Below are 21,722 nucleotides of genomic sequence, written 5' to 3' on the forward strand. Positions count from 1 at the left end.
ACTTTTTAACCTTATGTGCATGCCTTTCCAGGGCACAAAACGTCATGAAGGAATTTCATTCAACCTGGGGAGCACCTGGCACCTGTATGAGCACAGCAAAAGCCAGCCAACTTGGAGACTGTAAGTGATCTCCCGCAGGCTTTTTTGGACAGTCTTTTAAAGGATTATGGATATAAATGTAGAACACGAAAATGGATATGCACATAAATGGTAATCTTTCGGGGCAATATATGGAAATATGAACCAGTATTATACCCGTACAATGCCCTGTTTAAGGAGGAAATCTCAAAATATGACGGCTCTGAACAACGAATTACCGGCCATGAATTTTATCCACAATATTATCAAGGAAGATTTAAAAAATAATAAAAATGACGGGCGGGTGCATACCAGGTTCCCACCCGAGCCCAACGGTTACCTGCACATAGGACATGCCAAGTCCATTTGCCTGAATTTTGGCCTGGCCCGGACCTTTGGCGGGCTGTGCAACTTGCGTTTTGACGACACCAACCCCACCAAAGAGGAAGTGGAGTATGTGGACTCCATTAAGGAAGACGTTAAATGGCTGGGGTTTGATTGGGACGACCGGCTTTATTACGCATCTGATTATTTTGAAAAGCTCTACGGCTACGCTGTTGAACTGATCCAGGCCGGGAAGGCCTATGTTTGTGATTTGACCCCGGAGCAAATCAGGGAGTACCGTGGCACTTTGAAGGAACCGGGGCAAAACAGTCCCTACCGCAACCGCACTGTGGAAGAAAATTTGGATTTATTCCAGAGGATGAGGGCCGGGGAATTCCCGGACGGATCCAGGGTGCTGCGGGCCAAAATAGATATGGCCTCCCCCAACTTGAATATGCGTGACCCGGTGCTGTACCGCATCCAAAGGGCCCACCACCACCGTACAGGTGATCAATGGTGCATCTATCCCATGTATGACTTTGCCCATCCCATTTCGGATGCCCTTGAGGGTATTACCCACTCGGTTTGCACGCTGGAATTTGAAGACCACCGGCCATTGTACAACTGGGTGCTGGATAATGTGAGCGTTCCCTGTCACCCGCAGCAAATTGAATTTGCCCGGCTTAACCTCAGTCATACCGTGATGAGTAAACGCAAGCTGCGGGCGCTGGTGGAAAATGGGGTGGTCAGCGGTTGGGACGACCCCCGTATGCCCACCATATCGGGCCTGCGCAGGCGCGGCTATACGCCGGAAGCGATTCGTGACTTTTGTGAGCGGATCGGGGTGGCCAAAAGCAACAGTGTTGTTGATATAGCCATGCTGGAGCATTGCATCCGGGAGGATTTGAATGCCCGGGCGATGCGGGCCATGGCGGTATTGCGCCCGCTGAAGGTTATCATTGACAACTATCCCGAAGGCCGGGTGGAAATGCTGGAGGCCGAGAATAATCCCGAGCGTCCCGAGATGGGCTCCCGGCAGGTACCCTTTTCCCGGGAGTTGTATATAGAGCGGGATGATTTCCGGGAGGATCCTCCCAAAAAATTCTTCCGCCTGGCCCCGGGCCGTGAAGTGCGCCTTAAACATGCCTATATAATAAAATGTGAGCATGTGGTCAAGGATGAGCAGACCGGTGAAGTGCTGGAACTGCATTGCACCTATGATCCCGGTACCCGCAGCGGCACGGGCACCGAAACGCGCAAGGTCAAGGGCACGCTGCACTGGGTTTCGGCCGCCCACGCCGTAAAAGCGGAAGTGCGCTTGTATAACCACTTGTTCACCAAGGAAAACCCGGACGAGGACGAAGACTTCAGGGCCAATTTGAATCCTGATTCCCTGGAGGTGTTAACCTCCTGCCTGGTGGAACCCAGCCTGGCCGGTGCCCGGCCGGGGAGCAGGTACCAGTTCCTGAGACAAGGTTATTTTTGCGTCGATAGGGACACTGTCCCCGGAAGGCCGGTGTTCAACCGGGTAGTCTCGTTAAAGGACACCTGGGCCAAAATACAAAGGGCACAGGGTAATAAATAAACATCAAAGAACCTCTCCGGCAATTCCCGGAGAGGTTCTTGGGTATTTAGCGGGTAATAACATTGCTTGCCATGGGTTGTACCACAGGGCGCGTTAATGGGTGAGTTGCCGGTGCCGGTGGCCCCGGTCAAACCGGTGGTTCAAAGTCGTTTTGCTGTATGTGGGGTGCCACGGCCGCCCAGTGATTTTCATCCACCGCCGCCTCCACCCGGATACCCCGGGGGGTGTACTGTTCGCTGTAAACCTCCCCGTGCCGGTGCAGCAATGCCAGCAAATCTGTTCTGTCATAGGGCAGCCAGCCTTTAACCCGCCGGCGCAGGCCCAGGGCGTTTTGGATGATTAGATCCTTGAGCCGGTCCAGGCCGGTACCGTCCCGGGAGGACACCTCCGCCACCTGGCCCCGGTAGGAGAGTTTAACCTGCTCCACAAGCTTGTGGTTTACCGGTTGATCTATTTTGTTTAAAACCAGTATGGTGTTCTTGTCCCGGGCGCCCAGTTCCTTTAGAACACCCTCCACGGCGGTAATTTGTGCCAACAGTTCCGGATGGGATGCGTCCGCTACGTGGAGCAGGAGATCCGCTTCCACCACCTCTTCCAGGGTGGCATGAAAGGCCTTTACCAGGTGGTGGGGTAATTTGCGGATAAACCCCACGGTATCGGTTAAAAGAACCTCCCGGTTTCCGGGTAGTACCAGGCGGCGGGTGGTGGGATCCAGGGTGGCAAAAAGCTGGTTTGCCGTATATACTTTAGCCCGGGTCAAAGTGTTTAGTAAAGTGCTTTTCCCCGCATTGGTATAGCCCACCAGTGCCACCACGGGCGCGGCTGCTTTACGGCGGCCCTGCCTCTGCCGGCGGCGGTGACGCCGCACTTGCTCAATGGCACCGGTTAGCTCTTCAATGCGCCGCCTGATGTGGCGGCGATCAGTTTCCAGCTTGGTTTCCCCGGGTCCCCGGGTCCCGATGCCGCCGCCCAGGCGGGACAGGACGGTGCCCAGCCCGGTCAGGCGGGGTAAAAGGTACTGCAACTGGGCCAGTTCCACCTGCAACTGGCCCTCTTTGGTGCGGGCCCGCCGGGCAAAAATATCCAATATTAAAGATGTGCGGTCTACAACGCGGCAGCCGATGGAGTTTTCCAGGTTGCGGGTCTGGGTGGGGTTGAGTTCGTCGTCAAATATCACCAAATCCGCCCCCAGGCGCTGCCTGTGCAGGGCCAATTCTTCCACCTTGCCCCGCCCGATAAAAAATGCCGCGTCGGGCCGCTGCCTGCGCTGGGACACCCTGGCTACGGGCACCGCCCCGGCGGTCTCGGCCAGCAAGGCCAGTTCGTCCAAAGAGTCTGCACCATCTATGGTAACCAGTATAGCTTTTTCAGCCTGGCGGTCTGCGGTGGTGGTAATTGAAGCAGGGGGTATGATATTGTCCTCAATGCTTTTAATCAGCTCTGTTAAGGGAAAACCGGTTAACTGCTCAGGGGACAGCGGCCCAAAGTCCCGAAAATTTTGGGTAAGCTGCCCGTCCCGGGGCTCCAGACAAGCCAGGCGGGCTTCCTTTATTTTACCGTCCAGCACCCCCAGGGCTACCATTGCATCAAGGCGCATATCATAAAGGGCGGCATAGTCCACCGCGCTTAATTGCCCGCCGCCTGCAGGGTGGGTATGGATACAGCGCAGGCCCGATAGCCGGTAAGCACTGCGCCGTTTGCTTTGCGCTTTGAGCTGTACCGTAGCGGCGTCACCCACACCGACCGATACCACTCGCCCCTGCCGGTCAATAAACACAGCCAGTTCCCGCTGGCTGCCGCTTGAAATTACAGCCATGGTTCGGGCTATTTCCGGAGAGATGACCTGGTCCTTATCAATTACCATATCATAAATGCTTTGTAACGAATCCAGGTCAACCTTTTTTAAACCCCGGGTATTTCCGTAAACGGTTTGGCCCAAAAAAGATCACATCCTTAAATTCAACAACATTATAACATATGTAAAGCAGCAATAAATAACCGGATAATTTAAAAAAGTAAGGCAGCTGGGGAGGAATATAATAAAGCATAGCGAATAGTTTAGATGGTAGTTGGAGATTTCGGCCCTCCCGGGTGCGGGTTCAAAACTCAGACCGAACACCAGTCCATATATTTACCACTTATTACCGCCATATAGTCAAGTCGCATGTCCGGTGTATACTCTATTGTGACCTTTTTAACATACCCGGTGCTGTGTAGCGGCTAAATGTAATTTCAGCCCGGTATGAAAAAAACGCTTCAAAGCGCTGCCGGTAAATTGCCATCTACCACCTCTGGACTAGGCTTGATTAATTAGTTACAATAAAAACAAGGCTTTGTTATGGACAAGTTTCTAAAAAAATGAGGTTGACCGGCAGGAATAATGCAGAAAATAACGAATTTCATACTAAGACGGCTTTTTGTAATGTTATACCAGGATATTATTCCTTAGCCTCAAACGCTTGAGCATTCGTTTGGTGAGGCTGGGTTTTCGCGTTTTTGCGGCTTTATTATTTGTACTTTGGAAGGAGGTGTCACCGGGCTACTGAAGTCAGGCCATTAAACATACATTTTATTTGCTATTAAGCTTATTTAACAAAAGGAGGTATTGCAGTGCCTTTTGAGCCAAAAGAACCACAAAAGGAAATTAAGTACCAGGAGACAAGAATTTACTCCGATGAAGAATTAATGAACTATACAGAAGAAGAACTGAAAAATTTTAAAATCAAGCATGACATTCCTGATTTGGAAGAACTGGAAAAAGGTCCGTGGCCCAGCTTTGTGGCCGACGCCAAGCAGGAAGCCCTGCATAGAAGGAAACTGGCCGATGACAGAATGCTCATCGACCGGGATGTTGTCGAGGACATGCTTGGTCAGCTCCAGGTATCCTTTGACGACGGTGAAACCCACTGGAAACACGGCGGTATCGTCGGCGTGTTTGGTTATGGCGGCGGTGTTATCGGCAGGTATTCCGACCTTCCGGAAAAATATCCTTCCATCGCCCATTTCCATACTATCCGGGTTAACCAGCCGGCCAGTAAGTTTTATAATTCTGATTTCCTGCGTACTGTCTGTGACATGTGGGAATACCGGGGCAGCGGCCTGATGAACCTGCACGGTTCCACCGGTGACCTGGTACTTCTGGGTACCACCACCGAACAGCTGGAGCCCATTTTCTTCGAATTGACCCACGTGCTGGGCCAGGACATCGGTGGTTCCGGTTCCAACCTGCGGACACCTTCCTGCTGCATTGGTAAGGCCCGCTGTGAATTTGCCTGCTACGACACCCAGGATCTGTGCTATGAACTGACCCAGTACTATCAAGACGAGCTGCACCGTCCGGCTTTCCCGTATAAATTCAAGTTCAAGTTTGACGGCTGCCCGAACGGCTGCGTGGCTTCCATTGCCCGTTCCGACATGTCCTTCATCGGTACCTGGAGAGATGACATCCGCATTGACCAGGATGCCGTTAAAGCATACATCGCCGGGGATGTCGTACCCAACGGCGGTGCCCATAAGGGAAGAGATTGGGGTAAGTTTGATATTCAGAAAGAAGTTATTGACCTGTGCCCCACCAAGTGTATGTCCCTGGTGGACGGCGAGCTTGTCATCGACAATAAAGAATGCACCCGTTGCATGCACTGCATCAACGTAATGCCCAAAGCCCTTAAACCCGGTAAAGACACCGGTATCAGCATCCTTTTGGGTGCCAAGGCCCCCATTCTGGAAGGCGCTCAAATGGCTACCCTGATTGTTCCCTTTATGAAGGCCGAACCGCCTTATGACAACATTAAAGAGTTTATCGAAAAAGTATGGGAATTCTGGATGGAAGAAGGTAAAAACCGTGAGCGTCTGGGTGAATTAATGCAGCGCTTTGGTCTGCCTAAATTCCTTGAAATCATCGGCCTGCCTCCGGCGCCGCAGATGGTTAAAACCCCGCGTGAAAACCCGTACATTTTCTGGAAGGAAGAGGACGTACCCGGCGGCTGGACCAGGGATATTAAAGAATATCGGGCCAGACATAAGAGATAGGAGGTTTGTTTCATGGCGTTATCTACAGAAAGACTCGGATTGTATGATCCCAAGGATCCCCTGAAGGACAGGTTGACAGACCTGGGACCCAGACACTTCTGGCAGTACTTCCCTCCTGTCATTCAGAATAACTATGGTAAATGGGCTTATCACGAAGTACTGGAACCCGGCATTTTGGTGCACGTATCCGAAACCGGTGACAAAGTATACACCGTAAGATGCGGTGCGGCCCGGTTTATGACCGTGCAGCACGTCAGGGAAATCTGTGACATCGCTGATAAATACTGTGACGGCTATGTGCGCTTCACCACCCGTAACAACATCGAGTTCCTGGTGGACAGCGTTGAAAAACTGGAAGCCCTGAAGAAGGACCTGGAAAGCCGTAAATTCGTATCCGGCAGCTACAAGTTCCCCATCGGCGGCACCGGTGCCGGCGTAACCAATATCGTGCATACCCAGGGTTATGTACACTGCCATACCCCGGCCACTGATGCTTCCTCCATGGTTAAGGCCGTGGCGGATGAGCTGTTTGAATACTTCCAGGGCATGCAACTGCCGGCCAAAGTGCGCGTATCCATGGCCTGCTGCCTGAATATGTGCGGTGCCGTGCACTGCTCCGACATCGCCCTGTTGGGATACCACCGCAAGCCTCCCATTATCGACCACGAAGTTATCGATAAGGTTTGCGAAATTCCGCTGGCCATTGCAGCTTGCCCGGTGGGCGCCATTTCCCCGGACAAAACTCCCGAAGGCGGCAAAACCGTCAAAATTAAGCAAGATCGCTGCATGTTCTGCGGTAACTGCTACACCATGTGCCAGGCGCTGCCTCTTTCCGACAAGGAAGGCGACGGCGTGACCATTCTGGCCGGTGGCAAGATTTCCAACCGGATCAGCCAGCCCAAATTCTCCAAGGTTGTTGTGCCCTGGCTGCCGAACAACTTCCCGAGATTCCCGGAAGTGGTGGAAAACGTTAAGAAAATTCTGGAAGCCTACGCTGCCGATGCCAACAAGTATGAGCGCCTGGGTGACTGGGCCGAGCGGATCGGCTGGGAGAAATTCTTCGAAAAGACCGGCCTGGAATTCACCGAGCACCTCATTGACGATTATCGTCTGGCTTACGATACCTGGCGGACCAGCACTCAGTTCAAGTTTACTGATGCGGCCTGGAACGTATCAAAAACGGCTGGCGGGATAGAATAATTTTATCCGAATTAAGGTAGGGTTTAGACCTGCTGCTGCAAAACCAATTGCAGCAGCAGGGCTAACCCTTTATTTACACTATACGCGTTAAACTTGTTTAAGGGAAAGAGAGGGTGTCAATATGGACGAAATTAAAAAAGCCATTGTGGAATTTGCCGAGAACAGCAAGAAAACCAAGTTTTATTTTAAAGATATCGAAAAAGCCGTGCAGAAGGTCAACCCGGACGCCAAAATGAGGGACATTAAAAAAGCCTGCACAGCACTTATTAATGAAGGAACACTGATTTACTTTTCCACCGGCAGCAGCACCATGTACGGTCTCAAAGGCCGGGGTATGACCGAGGATCCGGAATAAATCGTTGAATTTTGGGGGGAGAGGCTGTTAGCCCGTTCGGACTATAGCCTCTCTTTTTAAAGAGTCTGAAAATCCCGCGCTTTAGATTGAATTAATAGATAACCGGCGGTCGGGGTATGCTGATTAATAATACATTTGTAAATTTATGTTAGAAAGGCCGATAATAATGACCAGCCCACAGGATTCCAGAGAATTTATTGAAGAACAAATTAGCATGCTCAATGAAAACCCTGAATGTGCCAACGCCCAGTATAATTTAGGGGTTTCCCTCATGCAGCAGGGCAAATTTGAAGAGGCCATTAACTTTTTCGAAGAGGCCATAGCCAACAGTGGCCGCATGTTTGAGGCCTGTGTCAACCTGGGTTACATCTATTTTAAGCTGGGAGATCTGGAAAAGGTCGTCCAGGCCAACAAAAAAGCGGTGGAAATAGAGCCCAGGTACGCCCGGGGCTACGCCAACCAGGGCTTTGCCTACCTGCAAATGTCCCGGCCGGATGAGGCCATTGAAGTGCTGAAGAAAGCTATTGAATTAAATCCCGAAATTGTTCAGGCTTGGAGCAATTTAATCAACGCCTATATCCAAAAGGACGATATCGACAACGCCATTGCCACCGGCGAGAAACTGGTCGGTTTCGCCCCGGAATTCGGCCTGGGACAAAACAATCTTGCCTTTGCTTATTACCTGAAGGGCAATTATAAAAAAGCCATTGAACATGTTGACAGGGCGATGGAAGTTGGCTTTGGGGTACACCCTGACTTTCTAAAAGAATTGGAGCCATATCGTAAAAATGAAACCATACGATGATATTTTTCAAGAATATGAACAGCTGCAGGCCAGGGCGGATAAAGCTTTTCGGGATATGGAGAAGGATTACCCGTCATGTATTAAGTGTGCCGAGCAGTGTTCCGATTGCTGCAACGCTGTGTTTGGCCTCTTTCTGATTGAATCAGCGTACCTCAATAGCAAGGTCGATGCCCTGGATGAAGATAGCAAGAAGGCCCTGCTGGCCCGGGCGGATCAGGCCGACGAAGCTTTGCTGGCCATGGAAAAAAGGCTGCGGGAAACAAAGGGCGATGACCCTGAAAAAATTACCGAGGCCATCGGCAAGGAACGGGTCAGGTGCCCGTTATTGGGCGACGATGAAAAATGCGCTCTTTATGCAGCAAGGCCGGTTACCTGCCGGGTCTACGGTATCCCTACCCTGATTAACGGCAAAGTGCACGCCTGTTTTAAGGCCGGCTTTGAAAAAGGCCAATCCTACCCAGCCTTTAACCTGGACGGTGTTTACCGGGAGCTTTACCGGTTATCCAATAAATTTTTGGAGAGGGCCGGCGTGAACGATCCGGAGCGGGCCTCACTGCTGCTATCGGTATCCAAATCCATCAAAACACCGGTGGAGGACCTGCTCAAGGGCGTAAAACCCCGGTGAGGTACCCCTTATCCCATTGCACCCGGTTATGGCCCCAACGTCAAAAAAGCACTTCCCGTAACAAGGGAAGTGCTTTATAAGTATGTTATCCCTGTCCACCCAGTGCCTCCAGCGCCTCTGTGGCCAGCTGGCCAATGCTTCTTTGCTCCAGGACTCCCCTGGTGTAAATGCCGATCACGCGCCGGTCACCGGTGACAGCCGCCAGTTCGGCTTTGGCTTCGGGTACGCCGGGCCTGGTGGTTGTGGATGAAGCCAGGTGTTTTATTAGTAAAACGGCGTAACCCCTGGTCCGGTCATCCTCCATGCGGATAAACCCGGTAAAATATGAATAGGTTTTATTAATCAATTCAGGCTTGACCCGGGCAATAACCCCCATGGCCCTCAATACCGACGGTCTGAGGTTGGCGTCATCTTCCTCCAGAAACTGAAACAAAGTGGGTGTATAACCACCGAATATATCCGGAGAGCCGGCGATAATCTCGCCTATGGTATCAACGGCGCCCCAGTTTGAGGAACCGTAACCGGCATCGGAGATGGATGTAAATAACCTTTGCAAAAGCCTGGAAACCGCGTTGGGTTCGTACCGGGCAATGACTGCGCTAACCTGGCCCAGGACATCTGCTGTTTTTAAGCGCAACAGTTCGTCACCGGTATAAAGCATGCGTTGTAGATACCTGATAATTCCTTTGTCGCCGGCGGCAATATCCAGCAGCGGCTCCAGCTGGTAGCCGGCCACCAATTGCTCAATTTCTTTTTTGTCAATTTTTTTAGGCCTTTTTTGTCTAGCAGCAGGCACAGGCCGGGCAACGGGTTTGGCCTGTTTTAGTTTTGACTGCACCCCCGGCCGGGTCACCTCTTGAATGTCATTGTGCATTCTAATAAAATAAAGGGCCCCGGAAATACGCCTGCCCTCGTATGCCCCCACCGGTATGATACAATTGCTCTCAATGTCATAATTTTCCACCAAATCTTCCAAATAATCCTCACCAGGCAACAAATTCCACGCCAGGTCCCAGTCCATATTACTGGCAAAGACCAGTGCTTCGGAAAAAGCGGTGCCCAGGTTGTGTCCCGTAGCATCATAGGCATACACAGCTCCGCAGGAACATGCCCCCACCGGCATCTCAAAGGGTCTATGTGTCTTAAGCTCAGCGGGCCTTTCAACGGGCAGCCCGCAAAAAGGGCATGCAGCCTTTACCCGCGGGTCCCGGCCCGTATACTCTTCCATCAGGTTACGTTTATTTTTATTCATGGGAAACTAAAAACGCGCCCCTTTACAAAAAAATGACTGCTTCCCGGTGGTGAACTTGATCACTCGGGACCGGGTATTTCAAAGGAAGTGCAGCTGTTGCCGCTGCTGCAGGATTTGGTGGTCATTTTAGTTTTGCCGCCGCCCTTGCCGGGTCCCATAACATAATTGGTTTTGCTTATTACGCGCTCCAGGGAATCACTATCGCACTGGGGGCAGTTCACTACAAACTCTTCCTGCCTGGTAATAAACAACTTCTCGAAAATTTTACCGCATTTTAAACAGCGGAATTCAAAAATGGGCATGTTTACCTTCTCCTTATAAAAATTAATATTTTGCATTTATATCCAAAGTATTAAAAGCGGCCTGTATTTTTAGTATATCAATAGAGTCAATAAGCGTCAAACAGTTCGGGACGAGCAGTTTTTTAATATTTATTATTGACATAGGTTCATAAAAAGCTTATAGTAGAAATGTAAAAATGAATATATTAAATGCTCAGTACCCCGAAAGGATGATGAACATGAAAATAGCGGTTAGCGCTGCCGGTCCGGATGCCGGTGCTCCGGCGGAAGAGCGTTTCGGCCGCTGTGCCTATTTTATTTTATTTGACGAGCAGGGTAATCTGCTGGAAGTAATCAATAATAAAGGGGCAGCTTCCGCCGAAGGGGCGGGGATTAAAACCACCCAGGTTCTGTTGCGGCACAATGTGGATGTGGTTTTGACGGGCCGGGTGGGTCCAAAAGCCATGACCGCCCTATCCAACGCTGGTGTAGCGGTCTATACCGGTGTTTCCGGCACGGTTGCCCAGACATTGGATAAATATAGAGAGGGCCTGTTGGTGCCTGTAACCGAGCCCAATGCACGCCAGCATTCGGGAGTAAAAGAATCCGGGCGGGTGGTAAAATGATCATTTCGGTGGCCAGTGGTAAGGGCGGTACCGGTAAAACCACCATCGCTACGAACATAGCTCTGGCCCTGTCCGCAGACAACCGCAGGGTGGCCTATATCGATTGCGATGTGGAAGAGCCCAACGGTCACATATTTCTTAATCCTGAGATAGAGGACACCCGGGAAATATTTATTGAAGTGCCCCGGATCAATGATGAAAAATGTACTTACTGCGGTAAGTGTGCCGATTTGTGTGCCTTTGGGGCATTGCTTTGCACTACGGACAGCGTGATTACCTTTTCCGAATTCTGCCATGGCTGCGGTGGCTGCCAGTATTTCTGCCCGGTGGAGGCCATCACCCCGGTACCCAAAAAAATTGGTAAGGTGGAAAAGGGAGCGGCTGGTGATATAAAATTCGCCCGGGGTTGCCTGGAAGTGGGTGCCGCCCTCAGCCCTCCCCTGGTGGATGCCGTCAAATCCCGTGTCACCAGCGATATTACGGTACTGGATGCTCCTCCGGGCACTTCCTGTCCGGTTATCCATACTGTGCGCGGCACGGATTTTTGTTTGCTGGTAACCGAGCCCACCCCCTTTGGATTGAACGACCTTGACCTGGCTGTGCAGATGGTAAGGACCCTTTCCGTACCCTGCGGTGTGTTGATTAACCGCGCTCACCACGGTAGCCGGCTAATTGAGCAATATTGTCAACGGGAACAACTGCCCGTATTGCAGACTATACCACATAGTAAAAGAATTGCTGAAGCCTATTCCCGGGGTTTACCCATGATTGAGCTGGATAAACAGCTGGAAAACGACTTCTTGCAGTTATACCGGGATATTGAGGAGCTGGTGGCCAATGAAAGAAATAACCATAATTAGCGGGAAAGGCGGCACCGGTAAAACCAGCATTGCCGCCTCTTTGGCCGTACTGGCGGAAAACCACGTGCTTTGTGACTGTGACGTGGATGCGGCCAATTTGCACCTGTTGTTAAACCCCTATATTGAAACAAAAAATAATTTTTGGGGGATGCCCCGGGTGGAGATTGACACCACCCAGTGCAACCAGTGCGGGTTGTGTGAACAATTATGCCATTACGGTGCCATCAAAGCGGGAAGGGTAGACGTGCTGTGCTGTGAAGGCTGTTTGGTATGTTACCATGCCTGCCCCGAAGCTGCCATTCGCCTGGTGGAAAATCTCGCCGGCCAGTGGTTTGTGTGTGGTACCAGATTTGCTCCCTTTGTGCATGCCCGGCTGGGTATAGCCCAGGATAATTCGGGTAAATTAGTAGCACAGGTGCGTAAAGAAGCCCGGGCACTGGCAGAAAAGGAAGGTAAGGAATTAATTATTACCGACGGCCCGCCGGGCATCGGCTGCCCCGTGATTTCATCCCTGGGGGGCACGGATTTGGCACTGGTGGTGGTGGAGCCAAGCCTTTCCTCCATACACGACCTGTCCAGAGTACTGGATTTAACTAACCATTTTGGGGTAAAAACAGCTGTTTGTGTAAACAAGTGGGATATAAACCCGGAAAATACCATGCGGGTGGAGGAGATGTGCCAGGAGGTCGGTGTGCCTGTAATAGGTCGCATTGGTTATGACCCCGCCTTCGTAGCTGCTGCCATCAAAGGTAAACCGGTAATTCAAATGGTCAGTACGGTGGTGGAGGATATTATTAACCTCTGGCATTGCATGCAGCGGGAATTGGGTATATGATAATATTTTGAAAGAATGCTATATTAACAATACAAGGGGGAGAGGAAATGTCTCAAGACGAAAAATGCAGCAGCTGCAATCAGAAAACTGAGGGGTGTTCGCCCGATAAATGCGGTATTGATATTTTACCCCAGAATGATTATAACGACATCAAGCATGTTATTGCCGTGATGAGCGGTAAAGGCGGCGTTGGTAAATCTTCGGTGTCCGCCCTGGTGGCCCTCAGCCTGGCCAACAAAGGATACCAGGTGGGTATATTGGATGCCGACATTACCGGTCCCAGTATTCCCAAAATGTTCGGTGTCAGCGGTGTTCCCCAGCATGATGAAAATGTGATGTATGCCAAACTGACGGATAAGGGCATTAAAATAATGTCGCTGAACCTGCTGCTGGAAAATGAGGACCAGCCCGTAATCTGGCGCGGGCCCATCATTGCCGGTGCCGTAAAACAGTTTTGGACCGATGTGGCCTGGGGGAAAGTGGACTTTATGGTGGTGGACCTGCCGCCGGGAACGGGTGATGTCCCCCTGACGGTTATGCAATCGCTGCCGCTGGACGGAGTGATTATTGTCACCTCGCCCCAGGACCTGGCCAATATGGTGGTGCGTAAAGCCATCAACATGGTAAACCACATGCATGTTCCCGTGTTGGGCTTTGTGGAAAATATGAGTTATCTGTGCTGCCCGGACTGCGGCAAGGAAATTAAAGTATTCGGGGAAAGTCACGCTGCTTCCCTGACCAACACCATGGGATTGCGCCTGCTGGAAAGGCTGCCCATTGACCCCGCCCTGGCCGAGCTTAGCGATACCGGTCAGATAGAAAAGTATGACCGGGAGCTGTTCAATGGCCTGGATGAAATTGTTGCCAACCGGGTGACCAGCGTTTCCTGACATGCCCCGGTATTTTCCCGCTCATGCCAAACAGTATTCCAATGTAGTTAACCGCCTGGCGGCAGGCGGTTTTGCCTGTTTTTACCCTGCGGGCCACATATAACCCGGCCCTTTACTGCCATAAGTACCCTATGGACTGGCTCTGCTCCCTGGTATACAATTAATTATACAGCAGCGGGATCAACCAGTTAATTGACAAAGGTGCATTATGAAGCGCCAGTGCTGGTTTTTTTCGAGGGTATTTTCTTTATCTTCGAAAAAAAACGCTGTTTATTGTCCATTTGCGGAAGGAATAATTTCGCAAACCACGAATATGGTATAGGGGATTTGTACGGTTTTACCCGTCGTTATTCGATGGAGGCGGTTTGCCCCTGGGCGAGACCGCCTGCAGAAGTGTACAATCATAATTTTGCTAAGGAGGTGAACGTAATGTACGTAGTTACCGTTGACCGCGACAAATGTGAGGGCTGTGGTGAATGTGTCGATAATTGCCCGGCATCCGTACTGGAAATGGAGGACGGTAAAGCTGCTGTGGTAAATGCCGATGATTGCCTCGGTTGCGAGACTTGTGTCAGTGTCTGCCCCAGCGGTGCTGTTACTGTGGAAGAATCTTAATACGGATTCTAACCTGTAGCCTTTGGGCTATGCTCCGTGGGAGGTGTGTGAGTGAAGTTATTAATTGGACAAATACTTCCGTATATAACGGTAACCTTGTTTACCCTCGGAATACTTTACCGTTTGGGGCGCTGGGCCGGTGCGCGCATAGTGCATAACATTACACTGTCACCCTGGCTGCAAACCAATGGCCAGGTTGCCGTGCGTATTGGCTCGGAAGCATTTTTATTCCGCAATCTTTTTAGGTTCGATAAAGCCCTGTGGGCCGGCGCCTTGCTGATGCACTTTGCTCTGCTAAACGTTCTTGGCGGGCACATTGTGGGCTTTGGTTTTTTGGGTGAACAGTTCGCCCTGATTCCGGGCCTGGGTATCACCCCGGAACTCAGTAGGGAATTGTCTGATTTGTTAGGCTCTATTATGGGTATAGCATTATTTGTTGGTTTATTGTACCTGCTGATCAGGCGTTTCACCCTGGAAAAAGTCAAGCTGGTAACCAAGCCCAGCGATAACCTGTGGCTCATTTACCTGCTGGTGCTGGTGGGTATCGGCAATATTATGCGTTTTATCCCCGCTTTCCATATTGAATATGAAATGGTGTTCGACTATATCGCGGCGCTGATCATGTTCCAGCCCGTGGTGCACATGGAAATCCTCAACAGTGGATTTTTCCTGGCCCACTACCTGCTGGTACAGGTTCTGCTGATTGTGTTCCCGTTCAGTAAACTGATGCACCTGTTCGGTATGTTTGCCGAGCGCTATATCGTCAACCGGGTCTACCACGATCCCGCCCCCGGTTTGCCCAATGTTGATGTAGCGGCTGCCCGTAAGGCCGGCCTTGGTGTGCCTGCCGGGGATGCTGCCGAGGAGGGGGTGTAAGTTATGCCGGAATATAAAGGTATGGTGCAACCACAGCGGGCAACAGATGCTGAAATGCGTAAAATTCACATTGAGCCGGTGCCCGATGAGCTAAAGCCGGAAAAGGCATTGGAATACTTGGATCAAATTCGCAAAAAATTCCGTTCCTTTGTGCTGGCTATGGAATCCTGCACCAAGTGCGGCCAGTGCGCGGAAAACTGCCACACCTATCTTGGTACCAGGGATCCCAACAATATTCCCACCAACCGGGCTGAGCTTATCCGCAAGATTTACAAGCGGTATTTTACCCTGGAGGGACGCTGGTTCGGTAAACTGGTGGGGGCTGAAGATATCAGCCTGGATGTCATTGAAGAGTGGTATTCTTACTTTTACCAGTGCAGTCAATGCCGCCGTTGCGCCCATGTCTGTCCCTTCGGTATTGACACCTGTGAAGTGACCTTCATAGGCCGCCAGATTCTGCACTGGCTGGGTATCACACCCAAGCTGCACGCCACAACTGGTGCGGCCATGGAGAAGGTGGGTAACCATACTGCCTTGCCCAAACCCGGTATTGTGGATACCCTGGAGTTTATGTCCGAAGAAATCATGGACGAATTTGGCGTGGAAGTGGAGTTTCCCGTTGACAAGCCCGAATCCGACATTATGTATATACCTTCGTCGGCGGACTTTTTGCTTAACCCCTACACCCTGATGGGCGCGGGCATGTACTTTACCTATATTGGTGCCAACTGGACCATTCCCAGTACAGTCACCGAGGCCGGTAACTTTGGTTTCCTGTTTGACCAGTACTGGACCCAGCGGGGTAATGTAATGCGCCTGTTAAACGCCGCACAAGAACTGGGCGTTAAGAAAATTGTCTGGGGTGAGTGCGGGCACGGCTGGCGGGCTGCTAAAATGTACATCCCGTCCCTGGCGGATAGGCCGGTGCGCTGGCCCATCACCCATATCCACGATGAAGTTGCAGACATGATTCGCAAAAACGAGTTGAAGCTCGATCCAGGTAAAATCACCCGGCCCGTTACCCTGCACGACCCCTGTAACTATGTGCGGGCCTGCGGGTTGAACGAAAATATGCGCACCATTATGCGGGCCTGCGTTTCCGATTTCCGGGAAATGTACCCCAACGGCGCGGATAACTTCTGCTGCGGCGGCGGGTCAGCCATTTTGTTCGACGACCCGGAAATGTACCAGCGCCGCATTCTGCTGAGCAAGAAAAAGGCCGAGCAAGTGCGGGCCACCGGAGTCGGTAAAGACGGCAACGGCATCCTTTGCGCTCCTTGCTCCATTTGCAAGGCCCAGCTGTATCCCATGGTGGAAGAGCACGAGCTGGGCGTGGAAGTCAAAGGATTAATTGACCTCGTAGGCATGTCGCTGGTTTGGAAGTGATGATGTTTGCGGTTGTCTTTAATTGGAGGTGCTTTAAGCAATGCCTTGTTCCATTGTCGTGAACGGCGTGGAAATAGAGCTGGACGAGGACGGTTTCATGATTGACCCGGACTTGTGGAATGAAGATGTGGCCATTGCTTTGGCAGCCTCCGAGGGGATAGCCAGGTTAAACGAAGATCATTGGAAAGTGATTAACTACCTGCGCGATTATTACAAGCAATACCAAATTGCGCCCATGGTCCGAAAACTCTGTAATGATACGGGCTACAACTTGAATTACGTTTACAGGCTTTTCCCGTCCGGCCCGGCCAGGGGCGCTTGCAAACTGGCGGGGCTGGCCAAGCCGACCGGATGTGTTTGAGGTTGTTTGTGTAAATATGTCTTACAATAGAGATAATATATTCAGGCACAGGTTATCACCGGCGCGCCAGGCGACGGGAATGCCGTGCCTGTTATTTTTCACTGCGGTTATCAATTGGATAAACGCCTGTAAGGCGGTGATGAGATATGATGCATCTTGATATCCCCCGGGTGGTGATGGCCGCGCCCCACGGGCGCTCCGGCAAAACCACCGCCACCATCGGGCTGCTGTCGGCCCTGAAATCAGCGGGATACCGTGTGCAGTCTTATAAAAAAGGACCCGACTTTATTGATCCCAGCTGGATGACCAGGATCACCGGCCGTCCCTGTCGTAATTTGGACAGCTTCTTAATGGACCGGGAGATCATCCGGGCTTCCTTTGCCCGCAGCGCCATGGATGTTGATATTGCGGTGGTGGAGGGAGCCATGGGGCTATTCGATGGTGTTGATCTGGAGGGCAGCGGCAGCACGGCCGAAGTGGCCAAAGCTATAGCAGCACCGGTGCTGCTGGTGGTGGACACCACCCGGATGACCCGTAGTGTGGCGGCCATGGTATCGGGCTACCAGCACTTTGACCCGGGGGTACAGGTGGCCGGGGTAATTTTAAATAAAGTAGCCCGCCCGCGCCATGAAAACCTGCTCCGGGCGGCCATAGAGCGTTACTGTGGCATACCTGTACTGGGGGTTATCCCCAAAGGGGAGAAATTCCGTATACCCGACCGGCACCTGGGCCTTGTGCCGGCCGCCGAGGATGATGACCTGGCTGAAGCGGTGGACGGGGCCGGGGGCACGGCCGGTGCGTTTCTCGACCTGCCCGGTATAATCAATGTAGCCCGCCAGGCCCCCCCCCTGGGGGTGCAAACTTTGCCGGGTGACACCCCGGTGCTGGCGGGGCCGGGGTTGGACGGGTTAAAACCCGCCATGCCCCGGGCCAGGGTGGCGGTGTTTTGGGACCGGGCCTTTACCTTTTACTACCCGGAAAACCTGGAGGCACTGGTGGCGGCCGGTGCCGAGCTGGTGCCGGTGAACGCTTTGGTGGATACCCAAATGCCCCGGGTGGATGCGGCATATATTGGCGGCGGGTTTCCGGAAATATTCGCCGGTGAAATCAGTGCCAACAGGGGGTTGCTCAGTGACCTGCGCGGGAGCATTGAAGCGGGATTGCCGGTTTACGCCGAGTGCGGCGGCTTGATGTTTTTGGGCCGCAGTATCCGTTGGCGGGGCGCCAAACACGCCATGACCGGTGCGTTGCCCTTCGAAGTGACCATGCTGGACAAGCCCCAGGGGCACGGTTACATTACCCTGGAGGTGGAAAACTCCAGTCCCTACTTTGAGGCCGGGGAAAGCCTGCAGGGTCATGAGTTTCATAACTCCCGGGTGGAAAACCTGGAGGAGGATAAGATTAAATTTGCCTTCAGGGTTACCAGGGGGCACGGCATCAACGGTGCATATGACGGTTTGTTGTACAAAAATGTACTGGCTTGCTATACCCACCTGCACGCCCTGGTTACCACCAACTGGGCATCCAGGCTGGTGGCCGCCGGTGAGAAGTACGGGACCGGGAAGTGAGTTTGTATGATAAGCAGGCTTTGGTGCCGGGTGCTCCCGGGGTTGAAAGCTCTTCACTATCAACCCCGGGAGCACCCGGCACCAGTGTGAGTACCGCAAAAGCCGGTTAACGTAGATATCATAAGTGGGGTTCCCGTATGGGCTTTTTCCAACAGCTTTTAAAAGCCGGTCAATAACTGGCCGGCTTTGGTATACCTGTAAAGACTTGCATTGGTGGTTAGTAGCAGTACATAATTTCCCGCTAAACTCGCCCGTTACTGCGGCTTTCTTTTGCGGTATTCGTAGTAGGCTCCATATGCAAAGGCCAGTAAGCCCCCCACGGCCAGAAAAATGATAAATAATATTGATTTTATAGTTAACAAAAATAACAACTCCTAAAGATCCATTAGTGATCCATACCGCTGTTCCCCGGGTTACCTTCCGAGTTAATCATTTCCGCCACCAGCCGCAGCGTAGCCACGGTATTGGTAACCAGAACCTCATACAGCAGCAGGGGCAGTACGTCCTGCATGGTGGGGTTTACCTCGCCCGCGGACACCCTTTGCTGTACAATTTCCCCCGCCCGGTTCAGTGCTGTATTGACCAGCCCGGTAATCTCATCCTGCCTTTGTTTTACAAACTCGTCCACATCAATATGTTTAACCAAAAATTAACCTGGTTTTGTAAATGCCGTTTCGACTACACGGTGGACAGCAAACCCGCCCCAAAAACCAGGCATCCACCTCCTTACTTCACTTATTTGGTCCATCCTAAAATTACACTCCCTTGATATATTCTGCCCTGTTATTGCCAATCCTTGCTTGCGGGGCAAAATTTTTTTTAACACACATAGCTTTTGTTATTTTTAGAAAAACTATGGGCAAATCAATCAGGGGGTGCTGTTATTGACGAGGTTGAGGTCAGTAAAAAAAATTTTCGCTGTAATAATAAGCACAATAATTTTACTATCTGCCGCCCTGATATTGCTGCCGGGCAGTGCCGCCCGGGCCCAGGCCAAGACGCTTTACTGGGGCAGCCGGGGCAGTGAGGTAACTGTACTGCAGCAAAAGCTTAAACAGTGGGGATATTTCCATGGTTTCGTCGACGGTGCCTATGGTTCCGCCACTTACCGGGCCGTAGTTGATTTTCAGCGTAAGAACGGTCTCAGGGCCGATGGTATAGTGGGTCCCCAAACCCGGGCCGCCCTGGGTATGGGAGGGGGCAAAAATATTACCGGTGCCGGTACTACACAATATGTGGACCGGGGTTTTTGGGAAACTTCCAGGGATATTCAGCTGCTGGCCCGGGTTATTGAAGGTGAAGCGGCTGATGAACCATACTCGGGCAAACTGGCGGTGGGGGCGGTAATTTTGAACAGGGTGAAAAGTTCCGCTTTTCCCAATACCCTGTCCGGGGTTATTTACCAGCCCCATGCCTTCGAATCGGTCACCAACGGGCAATATAACCGGCCCTTGACCAGCGAATCATTGCAGGCGGCCAGGCAGGCCATGGCGGGGATGGACCCCACCGGTGGCGCTACATTTTTCTGGAACCCGTCCAAACCGGTCAGCCCCTGGATTTGGAGCAGGAACATTATCACCCGGATTGGCCGCCATGTGTTTGCCCGTTAATGCGGAAACATTGAAATTATTTAAACAGGGGGGATGGCCTGTGAGAAAATGGTTTGCCGCGCTCGGGATACTGGCTGCTGCTGCCCTTGGCATAGGCTACTGGGGTTACCAGGAACATAATTCCAAACTGGCCTTGCAGACGGTTATAAACAATAGCTACCAGCGGGCATTTTATAATTTGACCGACCATGTGCAAACCATGGAGGTTTTACTGGGTAAAAGTTTGGTCCTGGCGGACCCGGAAAAAAGTGAACAGTTTTTTGAAGAAATTTGGCAGCAAGCCAACCAGGCGCTGGACAGCCTGACCCAGCTGCCGGTGGGAGATGCCGTATTGGGACGGACGAGCAAGTTTATTACCCAACTGGGGGACTACTCCAACATGCTGGCCCGGCAGGTGGACGAGGGTAAACCCCTCACTCCCGAGCAGTGGGATACGTTGAACCGGCTTTATAATCAGGCATCGGAGCTGAATAAGGAATTGAACAATATTCATGCCGGCATGGCTGACGGAAGTTTAAACCTTTATGAGCTGGCCGTGGCCGGAACAAGCCGCCTGGCCCGGCAGGGTCAAAAACTGGCCAGCGACAACTTCCAAACCATAGACCGGCAAATGCAGGCCTACCCTACCCTTATTTATGACGGCCCCTTTTCGGATCACCTGGAACAGGGTAAGGCCCGCGGTATAACCGGTGAAAATATCAGCCAGGCCAGGGCAAAATCCATAGCCATGCAATATTATGATAATCCCGGGGATGTGAATGTTGTAGCCCAGGTAACCGGTGAGGTGGATGGCAATATCCGGGCCCACCGGGTGGAAATAGCCCGGCGCCAGGGGGGCAAAGTGGTGGGAGAACCGGCAGTGGCCGATGTTTCCATACAGGGGGGGCATCTGATCTGGATGGTCATCCCCCGCAGCGTAGACGAGGCCAACTGGAGCATAGACCAAGCCCAGTCTCGGGCCGCGGAATATTTAAAGGACCGGGGCTACAAAAATATGCAACTCAGCTACCACCAGCGCAACGACCATACAGTAACCTTTAATTATGCCCTCAAGCAAGACGGGGTCATCATCTACCCGGATTTGGTCAAGGTGACGGTGGCTTTGGATAATGGCCAGGTGGTAGCCTTTGATGCCCGGAGTTACTTAATGTCGCATCACCCGCGCAAACTGGCCAGGCCGAAGGTAACGGAGCGCCAGGCCCGCCTGCTGGTCAGTGACAGGCTGAACATAGAGGGTACGGGTCGGCTGGCTGTTATCCCGGTGGGGGTGGAGGATGAAATACTAACCTGGGAATTCAAGGGTACCCGGGGAAATGAGACATACCTGGTGTATATTAACGCGCTCACCGGAGATGAGGAAAATGTGCTCCGACTGGTGAAGAGCGCCGGTGGCGAACTTACCCTGTAATACGCGCCCGGCCGGTAAACCAAACCATCAGCGACAACAGTTTCCTCCCGGGTTTTATGGCCGGTATTATTGACACCTTTGATGGCCCGTGCTAGAATAATGCTAATTCAGCGTTGACAGAAGAAGGCTGGGAAGGGGAATAAGGGTGATTAT

At 51.9% G+C, this 21,722-nt stretch carries 21 protein-coding genes; 17 read left to right on the top strand and 4 right to left on the bottom strand.

The annotated features are described in order from the left end of the window. The first annotated feature begins 292 nt into the window (after positions 1-292). Positions 293-1,987, top strand: coding sequence for a glutamine--tRNA ligase/YqeY domain fusion protein (locus LX24_RS04815; RefSeq protein WP_166511007.1), 1,695 nt, complete (start codon positions 293-295; stop codon positions 1,985-1,987). Positions 1,988-2,114: 127 nt separating this feature from the next. On the opposite strand, the gene hflX is transcribed toward LX24_RS04815, so the two are convergent. Further along, positions 2,115-3,926 (bottom strand): GTPase HflX, encoded by a 1,812-nt coding sequence (gene hflX / locus LX24_RS04820; protein WP_166511008.1) that lies wholly within the window; start codon positions 3,924-3,926, stop codon positions 2,115-2,117. A 671-nt stretch (positions 3,927-4,597) separates the two neighbouring features. On the opposite strand from hflX, the gene dsrA reads away from it, so the two are divergent. The 5 genes from dsrA (at position 4,598) to LX24_RS04845 (ending at position 9,001) form a co-directional block, all read left to right on the top strand. Next, complete coding sequence (gene dsrA / locus LX24_RS04825; RefSeq protein WP_166511009.1) at positions 4,598-6,016, top strand: dissimilatory-type sulfite reductase subunit alpha; 1,419 nt, start codon at positions 4,598-4,600, stop codon at positions 6,014-6,016. 12 nt (positions 6,017-6,028) lie between these two features. Further along, complete coding sequence (dsrB, locus tag LX24_RS04830; protein WP_166511010.1) at positions 6,029-7,216, top strand: dissimilatory-type sulfite reductase subunit beta; 1,188 nt, start codon at positions 6,029-6,031, stop codon at positions 7,214-7,216. Between the two features lie 121 nt (positions 7,217-7,337). After that, complete coding sequence (locus tag LX24_RS04835) at positions 7,338-7,571, top strand: dissimilatory sulfite reductase D family protein (RefSeq protein ID WP_166511011.1); 234 nt, start codon at positions 7,338-7,340, stop codon at positions 7,569-7,571. A 166-nt stretch (positions 7,572-7,737) separates the two neighbouring features. Next, entirely contained in the window at positions 7,738-8,376 is a 639-nt protein-coding gene (locus tag LX24_RS04840) for a tetratricopeptide repeat protein (protein WP_166511012.1), read from the top strand. Next, positions 8,360-9,001, top strand: coding sequence for a YkgJ family cysteine cluster protein (locus tag LX24_RS04845; protein ID WP_166511013.1), 642 nt, complete (start codon positions 8,360-8,362; stop codon positions 8,999-9,001). Before LX24_RS04840 ends, LX24_RS04845 begins: the two co-directional genes overlap by 17 nt. Positions 9,002-9,086: 85 nt before the next feature. On the opposite strand, the gene LX24_RS04850 is transcribed toward LX24_RS04845, so the two are convergent. Together LX24_RS04850 and LX24_RS04855 are read right to left on the bottom strand one after the other, a co-directional pair. Next, positions 9,087-10,253: a DVU0298 family protein gene (locus tag LX24_RS04850; RefSeq protein ID WP_166511014.1), complete on the bottom strand. Its 1,167-nt coding sequence runs from the start codon at positions 10,251-10,253 to the stop codon at positions 9,087-9,089. 59 nt (positions 10,254-10,312) lie between these two features. Continuing rightward, a complete protein-coding gene (locus tag LX24_RS04855) occupies positions 10,313-10,555 on the bottom strand; it encodes an FmdB family zinc ribbon protein (RefSeq protein ID WP_166511015.1) in 243 nt (80 codons plus the stop codon). A gap of 218 nt (positions 10,556-10,773) precedes the next feature. Between LX24_RS04855 and LX24_RS04860 the strand changes: the two genes are divergently transcribed. The 9 genes from LX24_RS04860 to LX24_RS04900 all read left to right on the top strand — a co-directional run bounded on the left by LX24_RS04860 (position 10,774) and on the right by LX24_RS04900 (position 18,551). Further along, positions 10,774-11,160, top strand: a complete 387-nt coding sequence (locus tag LX24_RS04860) for a NifB/NifX family molybdenum-iron cluster-binding protein (protein ID WP_166511016.1) — start codon at positions 10,774-10,776, stop codon at positions 11,158-11,160. After that, entirely contained in the window at positions 11,157-12,020 is an 864-nt protein-coding gene (locus LX24_RS04865; RefSeq protein WP_166511017.1) for a nucleotide-binding protein, read from the top strand. Before LX24_RS04860 ends, LX24_RS04865 begins: the two co-directional genes overlap by 4 nt. Then, a complete protein-coding gene (locus LX24_RS04870; RefSeq protein WP_166511018.1) occupies positions 11,998-12,855 on the top strand; it encodes an ATP-binding protein in 858 nt (285 codons plus the stop codon). The genes LX24_RS04865 and LX24_RS04870 overlap by 23 nt, the downstream gene beginning before the upstream one ends. Before the next feature lie 47 nt (positions 12,856-12,902). Beyond that, on the top strand, positions 12,903-13,745 hold the full coding sequence (locus LX24_RS04875) for an Mrp/NBP35 family ATP-binding protein (RefSeq protein WP_166511019.1): 843 nt from the start codon (positions 12,903-12,905) through the stop codon (positions 13,743-13,745). 429 nt (positions 13,746-14,174) lie between these two features. Then, positions 14,175-14,360 (top strand): ATP-binding protein, encoded by a 186-nt coding sequence (locus LX24_RS04880; protein ID WP_166511020.1) that lies wholly within the window; start codon positions 14,175-14,177, stop codon positions 14,358-14,360. 51 nt (positions 14,361-14,411) lie between these two features. Further along, entirely contained in the window at positions 14,412-15,236 is an 825-nt protein-coding gene (locus tag LX24_RS04885) for a respiratory nitrate reductase subunit gamma (protein WP_166511021.1), read from the top strand. Positions 15,237-15,239: 3 nt separating this feature from the next. Then, positions 15,240-16,622, top strand: a complete 1,383-nt coding sequence (locus LX24_RS04890) for a (Fe-S)-binding protein (protein WP_166511022.1) — start codon at positions 15,240-15,242, stop codon at positions 16,620-16,622. 40 nt (positions 16,623-16,662) lie between these two features. Next, on the top strand, positions 16,663-16,983 hold the full coding sequence (locus LX24_RS04895; protein ID WP_166511023.1) for a TusE/DsrC/DsvC family sulfur relay protein: 321 nt from the start codon (positions 16,663-16,665) through the stop codon (positions 16,981-16,983). A gap of 146 nt (positions 16,984-17,129) precedes the next feature. Further along, the gene (locus LX24_RS04900; protein ID WP_166511024.1) at positions 17,130-18,551 is read left to right on the top strand and encodes a cobyrinic acid a,c-diamide synthase CobB; all 1,422 of its coding nucleotides are present in this window, start codon (positions 17,130-17,132) and stop codon (positions 18,549-18,551) included. 385 nt (positions 18,552-18,936) lie between these two features. Here LX24_RS04900 and LX24_RS04905 read toward each other — a convergent pair whose 3' ends face one another. Next, entirely contained in the window at positions 18,937-19,197 is a 261-nt protein-coding gene (locus tag LX24_RS04905) for a hypothetical protein (protein WP_166511025.1), read from the bottom strand. Between the two features lie 232 nt (positions 19,198-19,429). On the opposite strand from LX24_RS04905, the gene sleB reads away from it, so the two are divergent. Next, positions 19,430-20,161: a spore cortex-lytic enzyme gene (gene sleB / locus LX24_RS04910; RefSeq protein WP_423244324.1), complete on the top strand. Its 732-nt coding sequence runs from the start codon at positions 19,430-19,432 to the stop codon at positions 20,159-20,161. A gap of 40 nt (positions 20,162-20,201) precedes the next feature. Then, positions 20,202-21,569, top strand: a complete 1,368-nt coding sequence (ypeB, locus tag LX24_RS04915) for a germination protein YpeB (RefSeq protein WP_166511027.1) — start codon at positions 20,202-20,204, stop codon at positions 21,567-21,569. The last annotated feature ends 153 nt before the right edge of the window (positions 21,570-21,722 follow it).

This window comes from Desulfallas thermosapovorans DSM 6562 (genome assembly GCF_008124625.1).
In the GTDB taxonomy this organism is placed as follows: domain Bacteria; phylum Bacillota; class Desulfotomaculia; order Desulfotomaculales; family Desulfallaceae; genus Sporotomaculum; species Sporotomaculum thermosapovorans.

Coding starts and splice junctions, on each gene's coding strand:
- LX24_RS04815 (WP_166511007.1), top strand. CDS start 293: ATGACGGCTCTGAACAACGAATTACCGGCCATGAATTTTATCCACAAT.
- dsrB (WP_166511010.1), top strand. CDS start 6,029: ATGGCGTTATCTACAGAAAGACTCGGATTGTATGATCCCAAGGATCCC.
- LX24_RS04835 (WP_166511011.1), top strand. CDS start 7,338: ATGGACGAAATTAAAAAAGCCATTGTGGAATTTGCCGAGAACAGCAAG.
- LX24_RS04840 (WP_166511012.1), top strand. CDS start 7,738: ATGACCAGCCCACAGGATTCCAGAGAATTTATTGAAGAACAAATTAGC.
- LX24_RS04845 (WP_166511013.1), top strand. CDS start 8,360: ATGAAACCATACGATGATATTTTTCAAGAATATGAACAGCTGCAGGCC.
- LX24_RS04850 (WP_166511014.1), bottom strand. CDS start 10,253: ATGAATAAAAATAAACGTAACCTGATGGAAGAGTATACGGGCCGGGAC.
- LX24_RS04855 (WP_166511015.1), bottom strand. CDS start 10,555: ATGCCCATTTTTGAATTCCGCTGTTTAAAATGCGGTAAAATTTTCGAG.
- LX24_RS04860 (WP_166511016.1), top strand. CDS start 10,774: ATGAAAATAGCGGTTAGCGCTGCCGGTCCGGATGCCGGTGCTCCGGCG.
- LX24_RS04865 (WP_166511017.1), top strand. CDS start 11,157: ATGATCATTTCGGTGGCCAGTGGTAAGGGCGGTACCGGTAAAACCACC.
- LX24_RS04870 (WP_166511018.1), top strand. CDS start 11,998: ATGAAAGAAATAACCATAATTAGCGGGAAAGGCGGCACCGGTAAAACC.
- LX24_RS04875 (WP_166511019.1), top strand. CDS start 12,903: ATGTCTCAAGACGAAAAATGCAGCAGCTGCAATCAGAAAACTGAGGGG.
- LX24_RS04880 (WP_166511020.1), top strand. CDS start 14,175: ATGTACGTAGTTACCGTTGACCGCGACAAATGTGAGGGCTGTGGTGAA.
- LX24_RS04890 (WP_166511022.1), top strand. CDS start 15,240: ATGCCGGAATATAAAGGTATGGTGCAACCACAGCGGGCAACAGATGCT.
- LX24_RS04895 (WP_166511023.1), top strand. CDS start 16,663: ATGCCTTGTTCCATTGTCGTGAACGGCGTGGAAATAGAGCTGGACGAG.
- LX24_RS04900 (WP_166511024.1), top strand. CDS start 17,130: ATGATGCATCTTGATATCCCCCGGGTGGTGATGGCCGCGCCCCACGGG.